23 protein-coding genes and 1 tRNA gene are annotated in these 21,663 nt (G+C 61.4%); 20 read left to right on the top strand and 4 right to left on the bottom strand.

What is annotated here, in order from left to right; all coding sequences use genetic code 11:
- Positions 1-24: 24 nt before the first annotated feature.
- Positions 25-1,494, top strand: a complete 1,470-nt coding sequence (locus tag DBR16_RS07215) for a Do family serine endopeptidase (protein WP_233347664.1) — start codon at positions 25-27, stop codon at positions 1,492-1,494.
- On the opposite strand, the gene DBR16_RS07210 is transcribed toward DBR16_RS07215, so the two are convergent.
- Positions 1,491-1,898 (bottom strand): VOC family protein, encoded by a 408-nt coding sequence (locus tag DBR16_RS07210; RefSeq protein ID WP_109260604.1) that lies wholly within the window; start codon positions 1,896-1,898, stop codon positions 1,491-1,493. The genes DBR16_RS07215 and DBR16_RS07210 overlap by 4 nt on opposite strands.
- A 36-nt stretch (positions 1,899-1,934) precedes the next feature.
- Between DBR16_RS07210 and DBR16_RS07205 the strand changes: the two genes are divergently transcribed.
- From DBR16_RS07205 to DBR16_RS07170, 8 genes are all read left to right on the top strand, one after another.
- A complete protein-coding gene (locus DBR16_RS07205) occupies positions 1,935-3,248 on the top strand; it encodes a replication-associated recombination protein A (protein WP_109260603.1) in 1,314 nt (437 codons plus the stop codon).
- The gene (locus DBR16_RS07200) at positions 3,248-4,072 is read left to right on the top strand and encodes a PIG-L deacetylase family protein (protein WP_109260602.1); all 825 of its coding nucleotides are present in this window, start codon (positions 3,248-3,250) and stop codon (positions 4,070-4,072) included. Before DBR16_RS07205 ends, DBR16_RS07200 begins: the two co-directional genes overlap by 1 nt.
- Before the next feature lie 64 nt (positions 4,073-4,136).
- Positions 4,137-4,517, top strand: a complete 381-nt coding sequence (locus DBR16_RS07195; RefSeq protein WP_109260601.1) for a TonB-dependent receptor — start codon at positions 4,137-4,139, stop codon at positions 4,515-4,517.
- Between the two features lie 315 nt (positions 4,518-4,832).
- Positions 4,833-5,216 (top strand): fluoride efflux transporter CrcB, encoded by a 384-nt coding sequence (gene crcB, locus DBR16_RS07190; RefSeq protein ID WP_109260600.1) that lies wholly within the window; start codon positions 4,833-4,835, stop codon positions 5,214-5,216.
- Complete coding sequence (locus tag DBR16_RS07185; RefSeq protein ID WP_109260599.1) at positions 5,213-6,202, top strand: RluA family pseudouridine synthase; 990 nt, start codon at positions 5,213-5,215, stop codon at positions 6,200-6,202. The genes crcB and DBR16_RS07185 overlap by 4 nt, the downstream gene beginning before the upstream one ends.
- Positions 6,199-6,885, top strand: a complete 687-nt coding sequence (locus tag DBR16_RS07180; RefSeq protein WP_109260598.1) for an HAD-IA family hydrolase — start codon at positions 6,199-6,201, stop codon at positions 6,883-6,885. The genes DBR16_RS07185 and DBR16_RS07180 overlap by 4 nt, the downstream gene beginning before the upstream one ends.
- Positions 6,882-7,628, top strand: coding sequence for an ATP12 family chaperone protein (locus tag DBR16_RS07175; protein WP_109260597.1), 747 nt, complete (start codon positions 6,882-6,884; stop codon positions 7,626-7,628). Before DBR16_RS07180 ends, DBR16_RS07175 begins: the two co-directional genes overlap by 4 nt.
- Before the next feature lie 238 nt (positions 7,629-7,866).
- Positions 7,867-9,399, top strand: coding sequence for an acyl-CoA carboxylase subunit beta (locus DBR16_RS07170; protein ID WP_109260596.1), 1,533 nt, complete (start codon positions 7,867-7,869; stop codon positions 9,397-9,399).
- On the opposite strand, the gene DBR16_RS07165 is transcribed toward DBR16_RS07170, so the two are convergent.
- Positions 9,396-10,277: a fatty acid desaturase family protein gene (locus DBR16_RS07165; RefSeq protein ID WP_109260595.1), complete on the bottom strand. Its 882-nt coding sequence runs from the start codon at positions 10,275-10,277 to the stop codon at positions 9,396-9,398. The two genes, DBR16_RS07170 and DBR16_RS07165, sit on opposite strands and share 4 nt — an antisense overlap.
- A 113-nt stretch (positions 10,278-10,390) precedes the next feature.
- Between DBR16_RS07165 and DBR16_RS07160 the strand changes: the two genes are divergently transcribed.
- Entirely contained in the window at positions 10,391-11,350 is a 960-nt protein-coding gene (locus DBR16_RS07160; protein ID WP_109260594.1) for a YncE family protein, read from the top strand.
- Here DBR16_RS07160 and DBR16_RS07155 read toward each other — a convergent pair.
- Positions 11,347-12,201, bottom strand: coding sequence for a hypothetical protein (locus DBR16_RS07155; RefSeq protein WP_109260593.1), 855 nt, complete (start codon positions 12,199-12,201; stop codon positions 11,347-11,349). The two genes, DBR16_RS07160 and DBR16_RS07155, sit on opposite strands and share 4 nt — an antisense overlap.
- Before the next feature lie 70 nt (positions 12,202-12,271).
- Here DBR16_RS07155 and DBR16_RS07150 point away from each other — a divergent pair, with 70 nt between their 5' ends.
- From DBR16_RS07150 to DBR16_RS07130, 5 genes are all read left to right on the top strand, one after another.
- Positions 12,272-12,727 carry an ion channel gene (locus DBR16_RS07150; RefSeq protein ID WP_109260592.1) on the top strand — a complete coding sequence of 152 codons (456 nt, stop codon included), beginning with the start codon at positions 12,272-12,274 and terminating at the stop codon, positions 12,725-12,727.
- A 79-nt stretch (positions 12,728-12,806) separates the two neighbouring features.
- On the top strand, positions 12,807-14,831 hold the full coding sequence (locus DBR16_RS07145; protein WP_109260591.1) for an acetyl-CoA carboxylase biotin carboxylase subunit: 2,025 nt from the start codon (positions 12,807-12,809) through the stop codon (positions 14,829-14,831).
- 93 nt (positions 14,832-14,924) lie between these two features.
- Positions 14,925-15,458: a hypothetical protein gene (locus DBR16_RS07140; RefSeq protein ID WP_109260590.1), complete on the top strand. Its 534-nt coding sequence runs from the start codon at positions 14,925-14,927 to the stop codon at positions 15,456-15,458.
- Positions 15,459-15,541: 83 nt separating this feature from the next.
- On the top strand, positions 15,542-16,042 hold the full coding sequence (locus tag DBR16_RS07135; RefSeq protein WP_109260589.1) for a DUF805 domain-containing protein: 501 nt from the start codon (positions 15,542-15,544) through the stop codon (positions 16,040-16,042).
- Between the two features lie 22 nt (positions 16,043-16,064).
- Entirely contained in the window at positions 16,065-16,613 is a 549-nt protein-coding gene (locus DBR16_RS07130; protein ID WP_109260588.1) for a DUF805 domain-containing protein, read from the top strand.
- Here the strand turns inward: DBR16_RS07130 and lipB are convergent.
- Positions 16,610-17,290 (bottom strand): lipoyl(octanoyl) transferase LipB, encoded by a 681-nt coding sequence (lipB, locus tag DBR16_RS07125; protein WP_109260587.1) that lies wholly within the window; start codon positions 17,288-17,290, stop codon positions 16,610-16,612. The two genes, DBR16_RS07130 and lipB, sit on opposite strands and share 4 nt — an antisense overlap.
- Positions 17,291-17,379: 89 nt before the next feature.
- Here lipB and DBR16_RS07120 point away from each other — a divergent pair, with 89 nt between their 5' ends.
- The 5 genes from DBR16_RS07120 (at position 17,380) to DBR16_RS07100 (ending at position 21,508) form a co-directional block, all read left to right on the top strand.
- The gene (locus tag DBR16_RS07120; RefSeq protein WP_109260586.1) at positions 17,380-17,631 is read left to right on the top strand and encodes a FliM/FliN family flagellar motor switch protein; all 252 of its coding nucleotides are present in this window, start codon (positions 17,380-17,382) and stop codon (positions 17,629-17,631) included.
- A gap of 65 nt (positions 17,632-17,696) precedes the next feature.
- A tRNA-Leu gene (locus DBR16_RS07115) sits at positions 17,697-17,783 on the top strand.
- Positions 17,784-17,820: 37 nt separating this feature from the next.
- Entirely contained in the window at positions 17,821-19,011 is a 1,191-nt protein-coding gene (gene purT, locus DBR16_RS07110) for a formate-dependent phosphoribosylglycinamide formyltransferase (RefSeq protein WP_109260585.1), read from the top strand.
- 61 nt (positions 19,012-19,072) lie between these two features.
- Positions 19,073-20,464, top strand: coding sequence for a magnesium transporter (gene mgtE, locus DBR16_RS07105; protein WP_109260584.1), 1,392 nt, complete (start codon positions 19,073-19,075; stop codon positions 20,462-20,464).
- Between the two features lie 42 nt (positions 20,465-20,506).
- Entirely contained in the window at positions 20,507-21,508 is a 1,002-nt protein-coding gene (locus tag DBR16_RS07100) for a Kelch repeat-containing protein (protein ID WP_109260583.1), read from the top strand.
- Positions 21,509-21,663: the final 155 nt, after the last annotated feature.

The following is a 21,663-nucleotide window of genomic DNA, read 5'->3' as shown; positions in this document are numbered from 1 at the left end:
CAAAACGAAAACCGGAGAGACGCGATGACACGTTTTGCGCTTTCAGTCCTGACAGCTGCAGCCCTGTTCACGTCCGCCTGCCAGGCGCAGGATGACCCGGTAGATCCGGTTCAGACGGATGCGTCCACGGCGGGCGAGGTGGCGGCCGAAACGCCGGCCATGAGTGAAACACTGGCCGATGACAGTTTCCGCGAAGTGCCGGACAGCCAGGCGCAGATGCAGCTCTCCTTCGCGCCGGTCGTGCGGCAGGCGGCGCCAGCGGTCGTCAATGTCTATTCGACGCGTACCGTACAGCGGCAGATGGATCCCTTCTTCAACCGCTTTTTCGGCCAGCAGGGCCCGCGTCAGCAGGGATCGCTCGGCTCGGGCGTGATCGTGGATTCCACCGGTGTCGTTGTCACCAACAATCATGTCGTGCAGGGCGCGGATGAATTGCGCATTGTGCTGAATGACCGGCGGGAATTTGACGCTGAAATCCTGATTGCCGATGAACAGACCGATCTGGCGGTTTTGCGCATCGTCACGGATGAGCCGCTTCCGGCCATGCCTCTGGCGCGGCCCGGCACCGCCGAGATTGGTGATCTGGTGCTGGCGATCGGCAATCCATTCGGTGTGGGTCAGACCGTGACATCGGGCATCGTCTCCGCATTGGCGCGGACCGAAGTCGGGGTCTCGGACTTTGCCTTCTTCATCCAGACCGATGCGGCCATCAATCCGGGCAATTCCGGTGGCGCGTTGATCAATATGGACGGGTCGCTGATTGGCGTGAATTCGGCGATCTATTCACGGTCGGGCGGATCGAACGGGATCGGATTTGCCATTCCTGTTGAAATGGTCCGCCGGGTTGTTGATGCCGCCCTGACCGAGGGCGAGCTGATCCAGCCCTGGCTGGGCGCGCGCCTGCAAACCGTGACCGGGGAAATTGCCAATTCGCTTGGCCTGGACCGGCCGCGCGGGGCGCTGGTCTCGGATATCTATCCCGGTGCCGCCGCGGACGCGGCCGGATTGCGGCAGGGGGATATCGTGCTCGCCATTGATGATGTCGATGTGAATGACGAGCCGGGCGCGCGCTTCCGTTATGCGACACGGGCCATTGGCGAAGCCTCCCGGTTTGCGATCCTGCGGAACGGGGATCGCATCGAGGTGAACGTGCCGGTCGAGGTCGCTCCGGGTGAGGCCGAACCGGCCCGCCGCGTGATCGAGGGACGCAATCCGCTGGCTGGAATGGAGCTAGTCGAGCTCTCGCCCGCCTTCAATCAGGAAGTCGGTTTCGATCCCTTTGCGCGCGGGGTCGTGGTGCTGTCCGTGCAGCGCGGCTCGGCGGCAGACTATTTCGGCTTCCGCCCCGGTGACCGTGTGCTGGAGCTTCTGGACGCCCGTATTGACGAGATTGAGGATATCGAGCGCTTGCTGGACGGGCAGGATGATCTCAAATCCTGGCCCATCGCGATTGAACGCCGGGGCCTCCGTCAGGAAGCCAATCTGCAGCTCTAGGACTGCCGCTCCCGGTTCAGCGTCACCACGCTCCAGACATGACCGAAAGGATCGCGCAGCTTGCCGTGGCGGCCGAAGAATTCATCAGTGACCGGGCGAATGGCGGTGGCTCCGGCCTTGATGGCGCGGTCGAACCATTTGTCGGCATCATCGACGGTGAGATTAATGGTGAAAGTTGTGCGCCCGCCAAGCGTGGGCGGGGCGACATTGCCCGTCATGTCTTCCATTTCGGGTAATTCATCGGCGAGCATCAGCACATGATCATTGATGCGCAAGGTGGCATGGCCCAGCTTGCCCTCATAATCGAAGCGTTCGAGTTCCTCGGCTCCGAAAGCCGTTTTATAGAAGGCGATGGCGGCATCGCCGTCACGCACACTCAGATATGGTGCGACCGATTTCTTCATGGTGCGTCCCTTTGCGTTGCAGGCTAGACTAACCCGATGAGCTCACTGTTTGAAGCCGCCGGTCTGGAAGATGATGCGCCGCGTCCGCTGGCCGACCGGCTGCGTCCGAAAACGCTGGATGAGGTTGTGGGGCAGGATCACCTCCTGAAAGGCGAGGGGCCGATTGCGCGGATGCGGGCGCAGAAGCGCTTTGCCTCCATCATTCTGTGGGGCCCGCCAGGGGTCGGCAAAACCACGATAGCGCGGCTGCTGGCGGAGGAATCCGGTCTGGAATTCGAGCCCTTGTCGGCGGTGTTTTCCGGCGTCGCCGACCTCAAGAAGGCTTTTGACCGCGCCCGTGCCCGGCGGCAGGCGGGCCGCGGCACGCTGCTCTTTGTTGACGAAATCCACCGCTTCAACCGGGCCCAGCAGGATGGCTTCTTGCCGGTGGTGGAAGAGGGCATCATCACGCTGGTCGGGGCGACGACCGAGAATCCCAGCTTCGAGCTGAATGCGGCGCTGCTGTCGCGCGCCCAGGTGCTGGTGCTGAAACGGCTGGAAGCCGATAGCTTGGAGCTGTTGGTGAAACGCGCCGAGGACGATATCGGCCGTCCGCTGCCGGTGACGCCAGAGGCACGGCGCACGGTTCTGGAGCTGGCGAACGGTGATGGCCGGTATCTTTTGAACCTGGTCGAGGAATTATTCTCGCTCGACCGGACCGAGCCGCTCGGGCCGGAAGACCTCTCGACCTATCTGCAACGCCGCGCGCCGGTCTATGACCGCGACCGGGACGAGCACTACAATCTGATTTCCGCCCTGCACAAGTCAGTGCGTGGATCAGACCCTGACGCGGCGCTGTACTGGCTGGCGCGGATGCTGGAGGGGGGTGAAGACCCGCTGTTTCTGGCCCGGCGTCTGGTGCGGATGGCGAATGAGGATATCGGCCTGGCCGATCCCACCGCCATTCACGCGGCGCTGGCGGCCAAGGAGACCTATGATTTCCTCGGGTCACCGGAAGGCGAGCTGGCGCTGGCGCAGGCCGTGGTCCATCTCGCCTGCGCGCCGAAGTCGAATGCGGTTTATAACGCCTACAAGACCGCCAGAAAGGCCGCGAGCGAGACCGGGTCCCTGCCACCGCCCAAACACATCCTCAACGCACCCACGAAGCTTATGAAGTCCGAGGGCTATGGCGAGGGCTATGCCTACGACCATAATGCCGAAGGTGGATTTTCCGGGCAGGATTATTTCCCGGACACAATGAAAGACCGGCCGGTCTTCTACGAGCCGACGGATCGGGGCCGCGAGGCGGCCATTGGCGAGCGGCTGGCGAAGTGGCGGGAGATCAGGGCGATCAAAAAAGGAGGGGCATAATGCGGAGATTTTTGCTGGGTCTGGTGGTGATCGCCGCCACGGTATTCGTGCTCTCACAAGCCGCGCTCTGGTATGGACGGTCCATCTTTGCCGAACCGGATGTCGAGGTAGCCGACAGCGTCACCGGGGCGCTGAATGCCGAGCGCATTGTGCTGGTCTTTGCCCATCCCGATGATGAAATCACTGCGACCGAGCTGATCAGCCGGGCGGTGGAGGAGGGGGCCTTCGTGGCGACGGTTACCGCCACGCGCGGCGAAGCGGGCACGCAGTTCCCGCCCATCGTGGCGCAGGAGCATCTGGGCGTGGTGCGTGAGGGCGAATTACGCCGCCACGGCTTTGCGCTGGGGCTGGACGAGCAGGTGGTGCTGGGCCTGCCCGATGGCGGTGTGCCGGAGGCGATGAGCGAGGCGCAACTGACCGCGCGTGTGCTCGAAGAGCTGGTGCGCCTCCAGCCGGATGCGGTCGTGACCTTCCATCCGCCCAGCGGGGTCTCCCTGCATGAAGATCATATGGCGATGGGGCGGGCGGCTCTGGCGGCCACCCAGCAATATGCCCGCCAGCGCGGCGAGGCGGTGACTCTGGCCTATACGCTGGTGTCGCGGCCCGGTACGCGGCGGTTTGGCGCTGAGCGCTATGCGCGCGTTGCCGATCTGCAGCCGGATCCGGACTTTGCGCTGAATGTGGATGCCGCGCTGAAAACCCGCGCCTGGCGCATTCATGCTTCGCAGGCTGACTATCTGCGGGAGACGACGGGTGTGCCGGCCTGGCTGCTCTACCAGCTATGGACGCAGGAATATTACGCGGTGCGGATTATCGAACCCTAGTTTTCCAATTTACCACGTTGTTGTCCTGTCCTAGTTTCCGCGGCGGAAAAAAGGGGAGGTTTCCATGAAAGTTGACCGGATACATCTGGTATTGGGCTTGCTGTGGCTGATCGCCGGCATGGCGCTGGGTGAGCATATGGGGCGCACGCAGGATCACGGGCAAATGCCCACTCATGCGCACATCATGATGGTCGGCGGTGTCCTGCCCGTGCTGTGGGCGATCCTGATCCGGGTCTGGAGAATGGGATCAGGCGTGCTGGCCTGGGCGCAGCTGGTTTTGCATCATGCCGGCGCCGCGATCATGATCGTCGGCCTCTACAAATTGTATGGCGGCGGCAATGGGGAAACGCTCGGGCCGATGCTGGGGATCAGCGCCATGCTGGTCATTCTGGCGACGGTGCTGATGCTGTTCATGGCCATCCGCGCCCGGCCGGATGCGGCTTAGGCTGGAATCAAAACGGGGAGCCATGGCTCCCCGTTTCATATGTCGATCATGCCAGCGTCGGTGCAACGGCGATAATGACACCGCCGAAAACGGCAAGTGTGAAGCCGATTTGCAGGACAGCTGCGAGGGTTGCGCTCAATCGATCCATGATGGTCATCCTTTTTGTTTTTGGTTTGCCAGTTCATCCGGCAGACAGGAGATGACTTAAGCTTCTCATTTGGATGCACAATTGCTGTTGTGCCATGTCCGCTATGCAAAAATGCATGGATGGGTGCCGCTTGCACGCCGGGCCCAACTCCCATATCTCCCGGCTCCATGACCAATATCCTCCTCATTGGCGCGGGCGGAGCGCTGGGCGCTGTCAGCCGGCACCTTGCCGGACAGTTTTTCCTGCGCACGATCGGACCGGACTGGCCCTATGGCACGTTTGCGGTGAATGTACTTGGCGGGCTGATTATGGGCGGTTTCATCGGCTGGCTGGCACAGGCCGGGCGGGCCGATGCCAATGAGCTGCGCGCCTTTTTTGCGGTCGGCCTGTTGGGTGGATTTACCACCTTCTCGGCGTTTTCGCTGGATGTGGTGGTGATGATCGAGCGCCGGGCCTATGGTGATGCCATCGGCTATGTCGCGGCATCAGTCATTCTTTCCATTCTGGCCCTGTTTGTGGGGCTGATGATTGCACGGCGGATATTCGCATGAGCGGCGTTCAGACGATTATTGTGGAGCAGGCCGAAGCGGGTGCGCGGCTGGACCGCTGGTTCCGCCGGCGCTTTCCGCATATCCCGCAGGGCCGGCTGCAAAAAGCGCTACGCAAGGGCGAGATCCGGGTCGATGGCGGCCGGGCCAAGGCCGATACGCGTGTCGAGGCCGGACAATCCATCCGCATTCCGCCGCTGCCTGACACCGATCCGATGTATCAGGCACCGGAGCCCTCCATCAGCCGCGAGGATGCCGCCTATATCCGCTCGCTGGTGATCTATGAAGACAAGGACGTGCTCGTCTTCAACAAGCCGGCCGGGCTGGCCGTACAGGGCGGATCGAAGACGACGCGCCATCTGGATGGCCTCTTGAATGCATTCGGCAAGGGCGATCAGAAGCCGCGCCTCGTGCACCGGCTGGACCGCGATACGTCCGGCGTTCTGGTGACCGCCAAGACGGTGGGCGCTGCGGCCAGGCTGGCCAAGGCGTTCCAGGCGCGGGAATCGGAAAAAACCTATTGGGCGGTGGTCCCGGGCGTCCCCAAGCCCAAGACCGGCGAGATCAAGGGGTTTCTGAAAAAGGATACGGGCGGCGCCCATGGCCGCGAGATGATGATGTCCGCCGATCATGGCGAGGAGGGGGCGCAGCACTCGCTGACCCGCTACACCGTCGCCGCCGAGGCCGGGCAGAAGGCCAGCTGGCTGGTGATGCGGCCAATTACGGGGCGGACCCATCAGCTGCGTGTGCATGCCTCGATGATGGGCCACGCCATTATCGGTGATCACAAATACAAATCCCACCGCGAGGATCCGGAGAATATCGGCAAGGGGCTGCACTTGCATGCCCGGCGGCTGGTGTTGCATATCGGCGCCAAGCCGCTGGTGCTGGAAGCCGGCCTGCCGCCGCACATGGCGCAGACCTTCAGGGCGCTGGGTTTCGAGCTTTCCCATGTCGATGAAGCGGCGCTGGCGGAGTTGCTGGCATGACGGATATGAAGCTCGCCCTGTTTGATCTGGACGGCACGCTGGTGGATTCCCGCCTGCTGATCGCGGAATCCATGGACGAGGCTTTCCGCAAAAACGGTCTGCCGGGCTGTTCCTATGATCAGGTGCGCCAGATTGTCGGCATTGAATTGTTCGAAGCCATCCCGATGCTGCTGCCCGCGGATTATCCCGCCGAGGGCGCGGTGAAGATCGGCAATGATTTCCGCGAGATTTTCGTGCGCAACCGGTCGGACGGCACGCATACCGAGAGTCTTTATCCCGGGGCGCGGGAGATTTTGGAAGCGCTCGATGCGGAAGGCTGGCTGCTGGGCGTTGCCACCGGCAAGCCGCGCCGCGGGCTGGACCATATCCTGAAAACCCATGATCTGACCGGCGCTTTCGTGACGCTGAACACGTCCTGTACCGGTCCGGGCAAGCCCAATCCGCGCATGGTGATCGAGGCGATGAATGAAACCGGTGTAGAGCCAGACCGTACCATCATGATCGGCGATTCCTCGCATGATATATTGATGGCGCTGAACGCCAGGGTGAGGGCGGCAGGCGTCGCCTGGGGCTTTCACACCGCAGATGAGCTGACCGGTGCGGGCGCGCATTCCGTGCACGAGGATTTTGCCTGTCTGCAACGCGGCCTGACGGCGTTCGGGACGCAGCGGAGCGCGGCATGAAGGGCGAGATGAAAGACGGCGTGCGTCTTCCCAGCCGTGAAGACAGCCTGCCGAAGCGCTTCTACAAGGCCGCTGATGTCACGAAGACAGACGCGGGCTGGGCGGTGCAGCTGGACGGGCGCGGTATCCGCACGCCGATGAAGTCGGCGCTGGCTGTGCCGACCGAGGCCCTGGCGCGCCTGATCGCGCAGGAGTGGGCAGCACAGGGCGAACGCATCGATCCGGCGACCATGCCGCTGACACGTCTGGCGCATGGGGCGATTGATGCGGCCTCCGCCAATCGTGAGGCGGTGCTGGCGGAAGTCGTCAAATATGCCGGGACGGACCTGTTGCGGCATCGCGCAGCAGAATCGGCGCTGGCAGAGCGTCAAGCCGAGGCGTGGGATAATCATCTGCGCTGGGCGGAGAATGTGCTGGGCGCGCGGCTTCCGGCGGTGACCGGCATCATGCCGGCGGAGACATCGCCGCAAGCGCTGGACGCGCTCAGGAGCCGGGCGGCCGGGTATGACAACTGGCAGCTGACGGCATTGATGCAGGCCACGGCGCTGACGACATCGGCGGTTCTGGGCTTTGCGCTGGTGGAAGGGGTGGCCACTGCCGAGGATATTTTCGAGGCCAGCCGCGTGGATGAGGACTATCAGATCGCGCACTGGGGTGAGGATTTCGAAGCGAAGAAGCGCGCCGGGCATCTGAAGGCGGAATGCCTGGCCATTGGTGAGATGCTTGGGGCGCTAAAGAGCTGAGTGGCAGTTCCCCTCCCCTTGATGGGGAGGGTGGCCTGCAAGGCCGGGTGGGGTGATCAACGCAGTGGCTCAATGTTCTCCCCCACCCCTACCCCTCCCCACAGAGGGGGAGGGGAAAACCAAAATCGATACCGCCGCCAGATATCGAAAATTGAGGCGACACCGCCCCAATAAATTGCCTCCTCCGTACGGACAGTGCTAACTGACGGTCAAACCGAATTCGCCAAGAGGGGCATCCATGCAGGACATTCTTGAAGAGCTGGAAAACCGGCGCGAACGCGCGCGTCAGGGTGGCGGCAAGGACCGCGTCGAAAAGCAGCATGAAAAGGGCAAATTATCGGCGCGCGAGCGCATCGAGCTGCTGCTGGACGAAGGCTCGTTTGAAGAATGGGACATGTTTGTCGAGCATCGCTGCACCGATTTCGGCATGGCCGACAAGAAAATCCCCGGCGATGGCGTGGTCACCGGCCATGGCACGATCAATGGCCGCCTGATCTATGTCTTCTCCAAGGATTTCACCGTCTTTGGCGGGTCGCTCTCCTCCACCCACGCCGAGAAAATCGTCAAGATCCAGAAAGCCGCGCTGCAGAATGGGGCGCCGGTGATCGGTATTTTCGATGCCGGCGGTGCCCGGATCCAGGAGGGCGTCGCCTCTCTGGCCGGCTATGCCGACATTTTCCTGCAGAACACGCTGGCGTCGGGCGTCGTGCCGCAGATTTCCGTGATCATGGGCCCGTGTGCCGGCGGCGATGTCTATTCCCCGGCGATTACCGATTTCATCTTCATGGTGCGCGATACCTCTTACATGTATGTGACCGGGCCGGATGTGGTGAAGACCGTCACCAACGAGGTCGTTACCCATGAGGAACTGGGCGGCGCGTCGATCCATGCCAAGAAATCCGGTGTGGCGGACGGGGCCTTCAACAATGATCTGGAAGCCCTGGTGCAGATGCGCCGGCTGATTGATTTCCTGCCACTGTCCAACCGGGAAAAGCCGCCCGTGCGCCCGTCCTATGACCGGCCGGACCGGTCGGAGCCGAGCCTGGATACGCTGGTGCCGCCCAATCCCAACAAGCCCTACGACATTGTCGAGCTGATCGAGAAGACCGCCGATGAGGGCGATTTCTTCGAGATCGCGCCGGATTTCGGCAAGAATATCGTTATCGGTTTCGGCCGCCTTGACGGCCAGCCCGTGGGCTTTGTCGCCAATCAGCCGATGAGCCTGGCCGGGGTTCTGGACATTGATGCCAGCCGCAAGGGCGCGCGCTTTGTGCGCTTCTGCGATGCGTTCAACATCCCGATTGTCACCTTTGTCGACGTGCCCGGCTTCCTGCCCGGCACCAAGCAGGAATATGGCGGCCTCATCAAGCATGGCGCGAAACTGCTCTTCGCCTATGCCGAGGCGACCGTGCCAAAACTGACCGTCATCACCCGCAAGGCCTATGGCGGGGCGTATGATGTGATGAGCTCCAAGCATTTGCGCGGCGACGTGAATTACGCCTGGCCGACAGCGGAAATCGCGGTGATGGGGGCCAAGGGCGCGGCCGAGATCATCCACCGCGGCGATCTCGGAAACGAGGAGGCCATGGCTGCGCACGTCAAGGAATATGAGGACCGCTTCGCCAATCCCTTCGTGGCGGCGGGCCGCGGGTATATCGATGATGTCATCCAGCCGCGCAATACGCGCCGCCGCCTGATCAAGGCGCTAAAGACGCTGGCCAACAAGAAATGCGAAAACCCCTGGAAGAAGCACGATAATATTCCGCTTTAGGCTCGCACCGCCTTCTTGATCACCGTGCCATAGCCCGGACTCACGCAATCAAAGCCCTCGAAATAGCCGCGGCTGGCCAGTCTGCGGTGCAGGCGCGGCAGGTGATAGGGCGGGACGGCGGCGAACATGTGGTGTTCAAGGTGATAATGGACGTGGTTCGGGGCCACGAGGACCCGTTCCAGCCAGTTCGCCTTCGTCGTGTGGGTATTGCGGCGGGGTTCCGGATCATAGCGGTCCATGGCGACGCCATGCTCGCCGATATTGCGCAGGCGCAGGATGGCCGGGAAGACGAAAATCCGCGCCGCCCACCACAGCGCAATGGCCCAGACGGCTCCGGCCAGAGCGAGCGCGCCGATCATCACGGCCTGGAAGGCGAGGAAGGGCAATTTGCCGGAGAGCGTTGCGTCCTTCCATGAAAAGGCGAGCTCCTTCACAAAGGTCTGGCCGGTGAAATCGCGGATGAATTTGCGGCGCAGACTGTCCTTGGTGACGGGATAGCCCTCGACCAGCACATGATCGGGATCGTCCGGCGTCCCGGCATATTTGTGGTGTTTCATGTGATAGTCGCGATAGGCGAGGAAGGGCGCGTCAATCGCCGCGCCCCCAATCCACTTTCCGGCAAATTCGTTCAGCCATTTGGTCCGGAACAGCGACCGGTGCGCGCAATCATGCATGACAATGGCGAAAGCGAGCTGGCGGCCCGCGAGAATCAGGATCGAGACCGGTGCCAGCCAGGGCGACCAGATGGCCAGCGCGAAGGCCGCGATCACCAGTGCGAAATCCCCGCCCAGCATCAGAAAACCGCGCCAGTCGGAGGCGCGGGAGAGATCGCGCAATTCCTCACGCGTCAGGGCATCGGAGAGGGGCATGGTGTTCATGTTGCCAAATTACACCGCTGCGGCCGGATCGCAAAGCCGTGATCGTTCGGCCTCTTGCAAACCGGTTGGCCGATCAACATCTCGGCTGAAGATGATCCACGGGGAGTGATGTTATGAAACTGACCTATGCCGGCCTTGCGGCCATTCTTTCCGCCACGGGCGCGATGGCGGATGATCAGATCGTCATCGTCAACAAGGGCGATGACACGATCTCCATTCTTGATGCGGCCAGCTATGAGAGCGAAGGCCAGGTCACGGTCGGGGCCAATCCGCATGAAGTCTATGTCTCTCCGGATGGCCGTACCGCCTATGTGTCGGATTATGGCGGCGCGCAGGGCACGACGATTTCCGTTGTCGATCTGGACAGCGCGGTGCGCACGGATATCTGGGAGCTGGGCGGCAATCGCGGCCCGCACGGCATCTGGGTCTCGCCGGATGGCGCTTATGTCTGGGCGACGACGGAAACCAGCGGCACGGTGATCGAACTGTCGTCTGCGACGGGCGAGCTGACGAATGTCTGGGAGACCGGCCAGCGCGTCTCGCATCAGCTGGTGCCGACGCCGGACGGCTCAAAACTCTACATCGCCAATATCGGATCCGGCTCGGTGACGGTCATTGACCGCACCACGAACGAGGTCACGACCGTGCCGACCGGTGCGGGCGCGGAAGGCATTGATGTCTCGCCGGACGGTACGGAAGTCTGGGTCACCAACCGCGCCGCGAACACCATTTCGGTGATTGATGTGGCGACGGACACGGTTCTGGAGACGTTTCCATCGGGCGGTACGCTTCCGATCCGGGCGAAATTCACGCCGGATGGCGAGGAAGTCTGGATTTCGAACGGCACGTCTAACCAGGTCGCGGTCTTTCAGGCGGAAAGCCGCGAATTGCTGGCGACGATTGATGTCGGTACAATTCCGATCGGGATTCTGATATCGCCCGAGGGTGAGCGCGTTTTCATCGCCAATACGCAGGACGATTTTGTCACCGTGATCGACCGGCAGGCGCGGACCGTGATTGACCAGATTGCGACCGGAGACGAGCCGGACGGGCTGGCCTGGGCGGTGCGTTAGGCCTCGTCCTTGTCCCTGCCGAGCGCGATATTGCGTCCGACAAGGCTGGCAGCAAGCACCGACAGTATGGCCAGATTGGCGGCCAGTCCCGGCTGACCGCCAAGCAGGCTGGCGATCCCGGCCAGCAGGATGAGCGCCATGCCGGCCTGAACACGGCGGCAGCTGCAGGGCTGGGCCAAGGCATCCATCGGTGAGGCAATCTCTTCGGTATTCACTATCGTTCCGGCGACGAGAATTGTGATCACCACAACGGTCACGACCCAGCCCCGGACGAGGGTTTCAGTGACCGACAGGTCGACACCGCCGCCGACGAAAAACGCCAGAATGCCCATGACAAGCAGCGCGGGGATGGCGAGACGCTGGGGCAGAGTGCTGCGCTCGAAGGCTTCATCTATCGCCAGTGCCATGACGGATATGAAGGGCATCCACCAGGCGCCCTCGATAAAGACCGCGCCCAAATTCAACAGGACCAGCGTGATCACATCGCCGATCATTGCCTGCGGACCGACCGTGCGGTTGACCACACGCACGGCAAACAGCAGCGCCGCCAATGTCAGAAGATCAAAACCATAGCCCAGCGCTGCGGCGAGCACGGCCAGCGCCATGGCGATGAAGGCGGTGGCGTTGTGATCGGGATCCATTTCCCGCCCCAGCGCCCAGGTCAGGAAGGCCGCCAGTGCGCCGAACAGGCCGATGCGCAGCGCCGGGCCCATGCCGGTCTCGCCGATCAGGCTCCAGACAAAAAGGCCGATCGCAATGACGGGCACGAGAATCATCACCGCCAGATTGGTCGGATATTTCGGCTCGACGGGGCGGGCGAGGGCGGAGTATTTGTGAATCGGATGGCTCATCTGTCTTCCCTGACTGGTGCGCCAACTTATCGCTATCGATCATAATGGGAAGCGGGGTAAGCTGCATTCCATGATGCCGTCCCTGCTTGTTTCCGCCGCCATGATTTCAGTGACCGTGGTCATCCACATGGTGGGGCTGATGTTGCTGATGGCCTTTTTGCAGGCGCGTTCGCCCCGCCTGCGGCCATTTCATTCGCGTCTCGGGCAAGGCATTTTCATCGTGTTGACGGTCATGGGGCTGGTTGTGATCCACGCCTTCGAAATGTGGCTCTATGCCCTGCTGTATCGAGTGATCGGGGTTTTTCCCGACATGGAGGCGGCGCTCTATTTCTCCATTTCCGCATTTACCACGGTGGGTTTCGGTGAAGTCTTCATCGAAGGGCCGTGGCGCATCCTCGGAGCGCTGGAAAGCTTCAACGGATTCCTGCTGATCGGATGGTCGACGGCCTTCATGGTTTCCGTTATCGGGCGCATGCGGACGATGGAAATGGACTGGCTGGACCGGTTGCGGAACAGCCCCGACTAGCCTCCTTACTTGCCCCGCGTGCTGCAAGCACGGTAAACCGGTTGAAACCCTTCCAGAGGGGCGAGACAAAAGGGCTTTCATGTTCGAGAAAATTCTGATCGCCAATCGCGGCGAGATTGCCGTGCGCGTTATCAAGACCTGCCAGCGGATGGGGATCCGGACGGTGGCCGTCTATTCCGAGGCGGATGCCCGTTCCAAGGCCGTCGAAATGGCGGATGAGGCTGTCTATATCGGCCCGCCGCCACCGGGAGAGAGCTATCTTCTGATCGACAAGATCATCGCCGTGGCCAAACAGACGGGGGCGCAAGCGGTTCATCCCGGTTTCGGTTTCCTGTCGGAAAACCCGAAATTTCCGATTGCCCTCAGGGAAGCCGGCATTGAGTGGATCGGCCCGAATGTTCATGCCATCGAGGCGATGGGCGACAAGATCACCTCGAAGAAATTTGCGGCGCAAGCCGATGTCAGCACCGTGCCGGGGCATATGGGACTGATCGACGATGCCGATGAAGCGGTCCGGATTTCTGCGGAGATCGGCTTTCCGGTGATGATCAAGGCGTCGGCTGGCGGCGGTGGTAAGGGGATGCGAATAGCCTATTCCGAAGCCGAAGCGCGCGATGGATTCCAGTCTGCCCGGAATGAAGCGAAATCCTCTTTCGGGGATGAGCGTATTTTCATCGAGAAATTCATCGAGCGGCCACGGCATATCGAGATCCAGGTGCTGGGTGACCGGCATGGCAATGTGATCCATCTGGACGAGCGCGAGTGCTCGGTGCAGCGCCGCAATCAGAAAGTCCTGGAAGAAGCGCCCTCGCCCTTCCTCGACAAGGCGACGCGCGAAGCCATGGGGGCCCAGGCCATCGCGCTTTCCAAAGCGGTTGATTATGACAGCGCCGGAACGGTTGAGTTCATCGTCGATGAGGACCGGAATTTCTACTTCCTGGAGATGAATACGCGTTTGCAGGTGGAGCACCCCGTCACCGAGATGACGCACGGGATTGATCTCGTCGAGCAGATGATCCGGATTGCGGCGGGCGAAAAGCTCCAGCTGCGTCAGAAGGACGTCAAGATCAATGGCTGGGCCGTTGAAGCGCGGCTCTATGCCGAGGACCCCTATCGCGGATTCCTGCCGTCCATTGGCCGTCTGAAGCGGTATTCAGAGCCCGCGGAAGGGGCGCTGGGCGAGGGGATGCTGCGCATTGATTCCGGCGTGCGGGAGGGCGACGAAATCTCGCTCTTCTATGACCCGATGATTGCAAAAGTCGTGGCACACGGGAAAACCCGCGAAATTGCCATCGACACCCTGCTGGAAGGGCTGGACCGTTATCATGTGGAAGGCCTTCAATCGAATGCGCCTTTCCTGGCGGCCTGTCTGGAAGAAGCGGAATTCCGCAAGGGCGACATCCATACCGGCTATATTGCCGAGACGTTCCCTGACGGATTTTCGGGTACGGAACCGAGCGAGGAGCAGACGCGCATCATCGCCGGAACCGCAGCTTTCATTCATACCGTCTACATGCGCCGCGCCTCGCGCACGACCGGGCGGATGACGCCGGCGCCGCGTATTCATGTCGAGGAATGGGAAGTGCTGATCGATGGCGACCGCATTCTTGTCGAGATCGAGCTTCCGGACGAGGCGATTGGCGGCGGTACGCCAGCGAAAGTCTGGCTGCCCGAGCTTGGCGGCCAGCCCATCGAGTTCGAAAGTGCCTGGTTGCCGGGTGAGCATGTCTTTGACGGGACAATGGATGGCGATCATTTTGCCGTCGAGTTCAAGAATCTGACGGAAGGCCTGCGTCTGCGTCATCGGGGCTATGCCACAACCGCGATTGTGGCCTCCCACCGGTCGGCGGATCTGCACGAGCTGTTGCCGTTGAGGGATGTCAGCGCCTCTGCCAAGCAGATTACCAGCCCGATGCCGGGACTCGTGGTGAAGCTGGAGGCGGAATCCGGGCAGGAGGTCAAGGCCGGTGAGCCGCTGCTGGTGGTCGAGGCCATGAAAATGGAGAATGTCATCCGCGCCGAAATGGACGGGGTGATCAAGTCCATCGAAGTCACTGCCGGGCAGTCGGTTTCCGCCGATGAATTGCTGATCGAATTTGAATAGGCGGGACGATCCGGGACACTGTCCCGCTTTATCGGGAAGAGCGGGCCGGGTATCGACCGACAGGATCACTCATTCTGGACAGGGACACGCATCATGAATCCTCTCGCAATCGTAACGCCGGTATCGCGCGCAACGCCGATGGCTTTCCTCACGGGCCTTGTCTTGCTGGCCGTGCTGGATGCGGCAAAGACCTGGTACGGGCTCTCGCTTGTTTCGACCGAAGGCGGGGGCGATGGATTCGGCTTTTTCTCCATGGGGCTGTTTGGCCTCATGGTGGTCTTTGTATCCTTCCTCTTCATCAATCGCCGCCGTGATGCCGGAGACGGCATCATGCTCTTCCTCTTGCCGGTCATTCTGGCGGTGTTGATCAGTGTCATCGCCTCGATGGTGATGTTAACGGCCGGCTCGTTTCAGGTCATGGGCGTTTTTGCCGAGGAGCAAGGCCGGGATGTCATGACCGTGGCACAGGATCCGGCCTTCCAGGCGGAGTTTCAGGCCTGGATGGAAGACCGGCCCGAACTGGCCCTGCAAATGGTCGGTCCTGCCGCCTGGGCCGGTTTTGCCGGCTTCTGGGTGACCAGCTTCCTGTTCGGCCTCTGGTTCATGTCGATGAAGCGCGAAAACTGATTGTCGCCTATGACACGATTGACAAGGTGCGGTTTCCCCTCGCAGGGTAGGTGATTATCTATCTGGCAGGGGAGGCCTAACTTATGGATACCGCCAAGCTACAGTCGCTTTTGATTACATTCGAAGGCCGAATCGGGCCGAATTCCCTTATGCAGGGCACCGTCGCGGTGTTCGCGATCGCAATCGTCATCAACCTTTTGGCGATCGTCATTCCATTTATCAGCATTCTTGGAATTGCGCTTCTGTACCCCTTGTTCTGTCTTTACGCCAAACGTTTCCATGATGGTGGCAAGCCGGCCATCTGGACGCTTGCCGTGCTGGCCGGTGTCTTTGTCGGCAGCATGATCCTGTCCGCCATTCTGACCCCGATTTTTGTGGGCGACATGTTCGCTGCGGCGATGCGGGGCGAGGCTGTGACCGGCATGGGCTGGCGGCTGAAAAGCTTTGTTCTCGGTGTTCTGATCAGCGGCGCAACCTATTTTGGCGCTGCATTCATCGTGAACCAGCTGGTCAAGGCAGATGATGGTGATAATGCCTATGGCTCGCGTCCCGCGGATGCCAGCTCGATCAACCCGTTAAGCTGATCTACCGGAAAGGAACCAATTGATGAATCTGTCACACGTATTGTTCAGCCCCAATGGCCGGATCGGGCAACAGGAATACTGGATCGGGATTTTGATCCTGATTGCAGCGAATATCGTGGCCGGCTTCATTCCATTTCTCGGAATTCTGATCAGCCTGTTCCTGATTTATGTCGGGGTTTGCATATACGGGAAGCGTTTGCACGATGCCGGAAAAACAGCCTGGATCCATGGCCTTGTGTGGCTGATTCAAATTGGCCTGGGTATCATCGGGTTTGTGCTGGCCGGGGGCGCGATCATGGCCGTTCTGGCAAATTCCGGCGGCAGCGATCAGGTCAATGCGGCCGCGATCATCGGGGCATCGGGCAGCTTGTTTCTTGTTGGCGGGCTCGGGTTCCTGATCTGGATCGTCTATACAATCTGGGTCGGCATTTCAGCGGGCGATCCCGGCGAGAACCGATTTGGCCCGGCACCCGTTGCGGCGTCTGCTGCAGCCGCACCGGTTCAGCCTGCTCCCGCGCCGGAATCACCACCGGCACAGCCCACGGGAGGGGACGACACGCCCAAGCCCTAGAGTTCGGGCGGCGCGGTCTTTCTGACCGGACCGAAAACGGTTTCGAAAGAATTGAGGAAAGCCTCGTCGGTTTCGGCGAGGCTTTTTTCAATGCCGAGATCGGCAAGACTGGTCACGCCATAACGTGGATCAGCAATGCCGCAGGGCGTAATGCCGTCGAAATGAGACAGGTCCGGTGAGACATTGAGCGCGATACCGTGAAAGGACACCCAGCGGCGCAGGCGCACGCCAATCGCCGCGATCTTGTCCTCGTGACCCTCCCCCTTGTCGGGGCGGTTGACCCAGACGCCGACCCGGCCGCAGCGGCGGTCCGCTTCCACACCGAATCCGGCGAGCGCGCCGATAATCCAGTCTTCAAGTCCTTGCACGAATTTGCGGGCATCGCGTCCGCGTCTGGTCAGATCCAGCATGACATAGCCGACGCGCTGCCCTGGCCCGTGATAGGTATATTCGCCGCCGCGGCCGGTCTCGAATACGGGAAAGCGATCCGGATCCTTCAGATCGGAAATCTTCGCGCTGGTGCCCCCGGTGTAGAGCGGAGGGTGTTCCAGCATCCAGACCAGTTCCGGCGCTTCGCCCGCCGCAATAGCGGCTGCACGGGCTTCCATAAAGGCCACGGCCTCCGCATAGGGGACATAGCCTGTGGAAACTGCCCATTCTGTGTGAATTTCACCCATTGATCCCGTTTCCTTAACCCGCCGGAAAGGCGCATGACTCAACATCGCGATACCGAAAGCATGTTTCAAGCGCGGATGGGAGCAGGGCGTTGAGTCAATTGGGGTCGGTGAAAGTCGAACTGTCGGTCGTGCTGGGGCAATCCGCCATGCCGATTGCGCAATTTCTGCGCATGGGCCGCGGCGCCGTGATTCCGCTCGCCTGCAATGAGGACGAGCCGGTCTGGATTCTGGCGAACGGGCACCCGATTGCGCGTGGTGAAATCATCATCCAGGGGGATCGTGTGACCGTGCAAATCCTTGGCCCTGCTGACGCCAACGACTTCCAGGCTGTCGCTGCCTGATATTTGCGCACAATGATGCTTCACAATTGCATCCGGGCCTGCTATCCCGCGCGCCTTCCGGGGATGCGGCCGTGGCGGAACTGGTAGACGCGCAGCGTTGAGGTCGCTGTGGGGTAAAACCCGTGGAAGTTCGAGTCTTCTCGGCCGCACCATCCCTGATGGCGACAATCGTCAAAGGGGACATATCCAATGACCACACTCGGTACTCCGCTTTCGCCTTCAGCGACAAAAGTCATGTTTCTGGGCGCCGGTGAACTCGGCAAGGAAGTCGTGATCGAACTTCAGCGCCTTGGCGTGGAGGTGATCGCCTGTGACCGCTATGCGGACGCGCCGGGCATGCAGGTGGCGCACCGCAGCCATGTGATCGACATGACCGATGCTCGAGCCATCCGGGCGCTGGTGGAGCTGGAAAGACCCGATCTGATCGTCCCTGAAATCGAAGCGATTGCGACCGAAGAGCTGGGCCGGATCGAGGCTGATGGTCTTGCCACGGTCATTCCGACGGCGCGGGCGACGCAACTCACCATGGATCGCGAAGGGATTCGCTGTCTGGCGGCTGATGAACTCGGCCTCCGGACCAGCCCGTTTGCCTTTGCCAGCGATGGCGAAACGCTGGCACGGGAAGCGGAGCACATCGGATATCCGGTCTTTGTCAAACCGGTCATGTCCTCTTCCGGCAAGGGGCAAAGCTTTGTGAAATCAGCCGATGACATCCAGAAAGCCTGGGAGCATGCCCTGTCGGCCGGGCGGGGCAGGCAGGTCCGCGTCATTGTCGAGGGCGCTGTCGATTTCGACTATGAAATCACCTTGCTGACGGTGCGCCATGCCGGCGGAACGGATTTCTGCGCGCCGATCGGTCATCGCCAGGAGAACGGTGATTATGTCGAAAGCTGGCAGCCGCAGCCGATGAGCGCCGCTGCACTGCAAGCCGCTCAGGAGATGGCGCGAAAAGTCACAGATGCACTGGGCGGGCGCGGTGTGTTCGGTGTTGAGTTGTTCGTAAAGGGCGATGAGGTGTGGTTTTCCGAAGTCAGCCCGCGTCCGCATGATACCGGCCTGGTGACGCTTTCCACCCAGGATCAGAGTGAATTTGCCTTGCATGCCCGCGCCATTCTCGGTCTGCCCGTAGACACCAGCCTGCTGCGGCCGGGGGCGAGCGCCGTGATCTATGGCGGTGTGAATGCGGAGGGGGTCGTTTTCTCCGGTATTGATGTAGCGCTGGAGGTGCCGGGCAGCCAGCTGCGCCTGTTTGGCAAGCCGGTGTCCTATGATAAGCGGCGGATGGGCGTGTCGGTAGCTTACGGCGCGGACATCGAAGAGTCGCGGATGCGCGCAAACCGCTGTGCCTCCGCCATAAAAGTGTCTGAATTTACCGGCTAGTACGGGTGGCGCCCGCCTGGCCACCGGCTATGCTGGGCGCGACCAGTCTGCCGGGGCCGAAATGAGCGATCTAGCACCAGAAATCGAAACAGACGACGAAGCCCAGAGCACGGCCGATACCGATATTGCCGTTGTGGCCCGCCTGGCGACCGCCATTGGTGACCGCGATGGCGGGCAGATCCGCGACATTCTGGCGGAGTTGCACCCGGCCGATGCGGCTGATGTGCTCGAGCAGTTGTCCGCCGATCAGGTCCGGCAGGCCGCCAAGCTGGCTCCGGATGCTTTCACCGGTGAATTGCTCGCCGAATTGCAATGGGATTTGCGGGACGATGTCACCGGGCTTCTGGAGCCGGCCCAGATCGCCGATGCGATCAAGGATCTCGATTCCGATGATGCCGCCCATGTCCTCGAAGAACTTGATGATGATGTCCGTGAGCAGGTCCTGTCCGAAGTCTCTGATGAAGACCGGACCATGCTGGAATCGCATTTCGAGCATGAAGAGGAAACGGCCGGCCGCCTTATGCAGCGCGACTTCGTTGCGGCGCCGGAATTCTGGACCGTCGGAGATGCCATCGATCATATGCGCCGGGCGGGCGAGGACCTGCCGGACATATTCTTCGACATCTATATCGTCGATGCCGCCTTCCATCCCATGGGAGCGGTACCGGTCAGCCAGATCATGCGGTCCCCACGGAGCCGGAAGCTTACGGATCTGATGGATGAAGTGCGCATCCGGATTGCTCCCGAGGTGGATCAGGAAGAAGCCGCCTATCTGTTCGAGAAATACCATTTGTTTTCTGCACCCGTAGTGGACGAGGACGGACGGCTGACCGGTATGCTGACGATCGACGATATGGTCGATGTCATTCAGGAAGAGAACAAGGAAGACATGCTGGCACTAGCCGGTGTGAATGATGCGGGCCTGTCAGACAGCGTCTTTGACTCGGTGCGGTCGCGCGCACCATGGCTGCTGGTCAATCTGGCAACGGCCATTCTGGCGTCCGGCGTTATTGCCCTGTTCGAGGATGCCCTTACGGCGATTGTGGCGCTGGCGGTTCTGATGCCGATTGTCGCGTCGATGGGCGGCAATGCCGGCACGCAGTCGCTGGCGGTGGCTGTGCGGGCCATCGCGTCGCGTGACCTGACCTCGGCCAATGCCCGCCGTGTGATCATCCGCGAGCTGGCGACCGGCATCGTCAATGGCCTGATCTTTGCCGTCGTGATGGGGCTGGTTGCGGCCGTCTGGTTCCAGAATGTACCGCTGGCCGGAGTGATTGCGCTGGCGATGGTGATCAATCTGGCGTTCGCCGGGCTGGCCGGAATTGCCGTGCCGCTTGTGCTCCGCCGGTTCGGCGCCGACCCGGCGGTTGCGTCATCGGTTTTTGTGACCACTGTTACAGATGTGATCGGCTTCTTTGCGTTTCTCGGATTGGCTGCCATCATCCTGTTGTAGATCGGGTTCAATGTGTAACGCGGGGGAAGGAGCAAACTTGTTATGACTGTCTTGCGTTTTCTGACTGTACTTTCCCTGAGTGTTGTAACCGCTGGTGCTGCTCTGGCGGATGGCTATTGGCGGCGCGCCCCGGAATTGCTCGATGCCCGGGCAGGACTGGCGGCGGTCGAATTGAATGGCCGTGTCTATGCGGCCGGTGGGTCGGGCCTGACCGTGCCGAACAGCACGGTTGAGGTTTATGATCCTTCGACTCTCCAATGGCGCGATGACTCATCCCTGCCCCGCGGGCTGGAGCGGTTCGGTCTAGCAGCCGTTGACGGCCGTCTTTATGCGGCGGGCGGATATGCAGCATCGGATCAGGTCGGCGCTTCAGGCAATGATCTGGCGGGATACCGCCGCCCGGAATTTGAACCGCTGCGCCCAAGCGCAGAGATGTGGTCGCTGGACCCGCGGGAAGGCGTCTGGCAGCGCGAAACGGCAATGCCCGGCCCGAAGGCATCCTTCCAGCTCGTTGCGCTTGGCGGCCTGCTCTATGCGATTGGCGGCGAGGACGGGACGGACGGGGTTTTCATTTTCGATCCCGCCTCGAGAAGCTGGAGCGTGATTGGTGCCCCTTCGGAAATCACCCGCCGGGGTGCCGCAGCGGTCGCCATGGATGGACATATCTATTTCATTGGCGGCGTGGATGAAGGCATTGTGACCGGCCGCGTCGACATTTTTGACCCGGAAACCGGAAGCTGGACCATTGGCCCGGCCTTGCCCGAACCGCGCGCTGGCCATGCGGCGGCGGCGCTTGATGGCCGGATCCATATTGCCGGTGGCCGCAGCGAAAGCCTTTCCACCACGCTTTCGAGCCATCTGGTTCTGGACCCCGAATCCGGAGGCTGGCGCGAGGAGGCAGCCCTGGAATCGCCACGTACCGATGCGGCGATGGTCGCGATCAATGGTGAGCTGATGGTGATTGGCGGCGGGGCCGGTGGCGGATTCTTTGCGCCTTTCACAGCCATTGGTGCGACCGACATCTTCACGCCCGCAAACGATTAATCCGTTCGGCGCTGCTCTTGCAGAGCGTCCGCTGAATTACTGGCGGGCCGTCTCGGAATGGAACAATCATGAAGCCGCGTTTGAAATCCACGTCTGCTGCGCGTGAGCTGATCAAGGCTCATGAGCCTTTCGCCTCCAACGCTCACCAGAATGGC

This window comes from Hyphobacterium indicum (assembly GCF_003129605.1).
Taxonomy (GTDB): Bacteria; Pseudomonadota; Alphaproteobacteria; order Caulobacterales; family Maricaulaceae; genus Hyphobacterium; species Hyphobacterium indicum.
The sequence above is the reverse complement of the archived record's forward strand: the minus strand, read 5'-3'. Positions and strand labels throughout refer to the sequence as shown.

Excerpts from the sequence above, each read along its gene's own strand:
- DBR16_RS07165 (WP_109260595.1), bottom strand. The coding sequence starts at position 10,277 with ATGAACACCATGCCCCTCTCCGATGCCCTGACGCGTGAGGAATTGCGC.
- crcB (WP_109260600.1), top strand. The coding sequence starts at position 4,833 with ATGACCAATATCCTCCTCATTGGCGCGGGCGGAGCGCTGGGCGCTGTC.
- DBR16_RS07135 (WP_109260589.1), top strand. The coding sequence starts at position 15,542 with ATGGATACCGCCAAGCTACAGTCGCTTTTGATTACATTCGAAGGCCGA.
- DBR16_RS07140 (WP_109260590.1), top strand. The coding sequence starts at position 14,925 with ATGAATCCTCTCGCAATCGTAACGCCGGTATCGCGCGCAACGCCGATG.
- DBR16_RS07160 (WP_109260594.1), top strand. The coding sequence starts at position 10,391 with ATGAAACTGACCTATGCCGGCCTTGCGGCCATTCTTTCCGCCACGGGC.
- DBR16_RS07145 (WP_109260591.1), top strand. The coding sequence starts at position 12,807 with ATGTTCGAGAAAATTCTGATCGCCAATCGCGGCGAGATTGCCGTGCGC.
- DBR16_RS07215 (WP_233347664.1), top strand. The coding sequence starts at position 25 with ATGACACGTTTTGCGCTTTCAGTCCTGACAGCTGCAGCCCTGTTCACG.
- DBR16_RS07185 (WP_109260599.1), top strand. The coding sequence starts at position 5,213 with ATGAGCGGCGTTCAGACGATTATTGTGGAGCAGGCCGAAGCGGGTGCG.
- DBR16_RS07150 (WP_109260592.1), top strand. The coding sequence starts at position 12,272 with ATGATGCCGTCCCTGCTTGTTTCCGCCGCCATGATTTCAGTGACCGTG.
- DBR16_RS07170 (WP_109260596.1), top strand. The coding sequence starts at position 7,867 with ATGCAGGACATTCTTGAAGAGCTGGAAAACCGGCGCGAACGCGCGCGT.
- DBR16_RS07175 (WP_109260597.1), top strand. The coding sequence starts at position 6,882 with ATGAAGGGCGAGATGAAAGACGGCGTGCGTCTTCCCAGCCGTGAAGAC.
- DBR16_RS07200 (WP_109260602.1), top strand. The coding sequence starts at position 3,248 with ATGCGGAGATTTTTGCTGGGTCTGGTGGTGATCGCCGCCACGGTATTC.
- DBR16_RS07210 (WP_109260604.1), bottom strand. The coding sequence starts at position 1,898 with ATGAAGAAATCGGTCGCACCATATCTGAGTGTGCGTGACGGCGATGCC.
- mgtE (WP_109260584.1), top strand. The coding sequence starts at position 19,073 with ATGAGCGATCTAGCACCAGAAATCGAAACAGACGACGAAGCCCAGAGC.
- DBR16_RS07100 (WP_109260583.1), top strand. The coding sequence starts at position 20,507 with ATGACTGTCTTGCGTTTTCTGACTGTACTTTCCCTGAGTGTTGTAACC.
- DBR16_RS07195 (WP_109260601.1), top strand. The coding sequence starts at position 4,137 with ATGAAAGTTGACCGGATACATCTGGTATTGGGCTTGCTGTGGCTGATC.
- lipB (WP_109260587.1), bottom strand. The coding sequence starts at position 17,290 with ATGGGTGAAATTCACACAGAATGGGCAGTTTCCACAGGCTATGTCCCC.
- DBR16_RS07180 (WP_109260598.1), top strand. The coding sequence starts at position 6,199 with ATGACGGATATGAAGCTCGCCCTGTTTGATCTGGACGGCACGCTGGTG.
- DBR16_RS07155 (WP_109260593.1), bottom strand. The coding sequence starts at position 12,201 with ATGAGCCATCCGATTCACAAATACTCCGCCCTCGCCCGCCCCGTCGAG.
- purT (WP_109260585.1), top strand. The coding sequence starts at position 17,821 with ATGACCACACTCGGTACTCCGCTTTCGCCTTCAGCGACAAAAGTCATG.
- DBR16_RS07205 (WP_109260603.1), top strand. The coding sequence starts at position 1,935 with ATGAGCTCACTGTTTGAAGCCGCCGGTCTGGAAGATGATGCGCCGCGT.
- DBR16_RS07130 (WP_109260588.1), top strand. The coding sequence starts at position 16,065 with ATGAATCTGTCACACGTATTGTTCAGCCCCAATGGCCGGATCGGGCAA.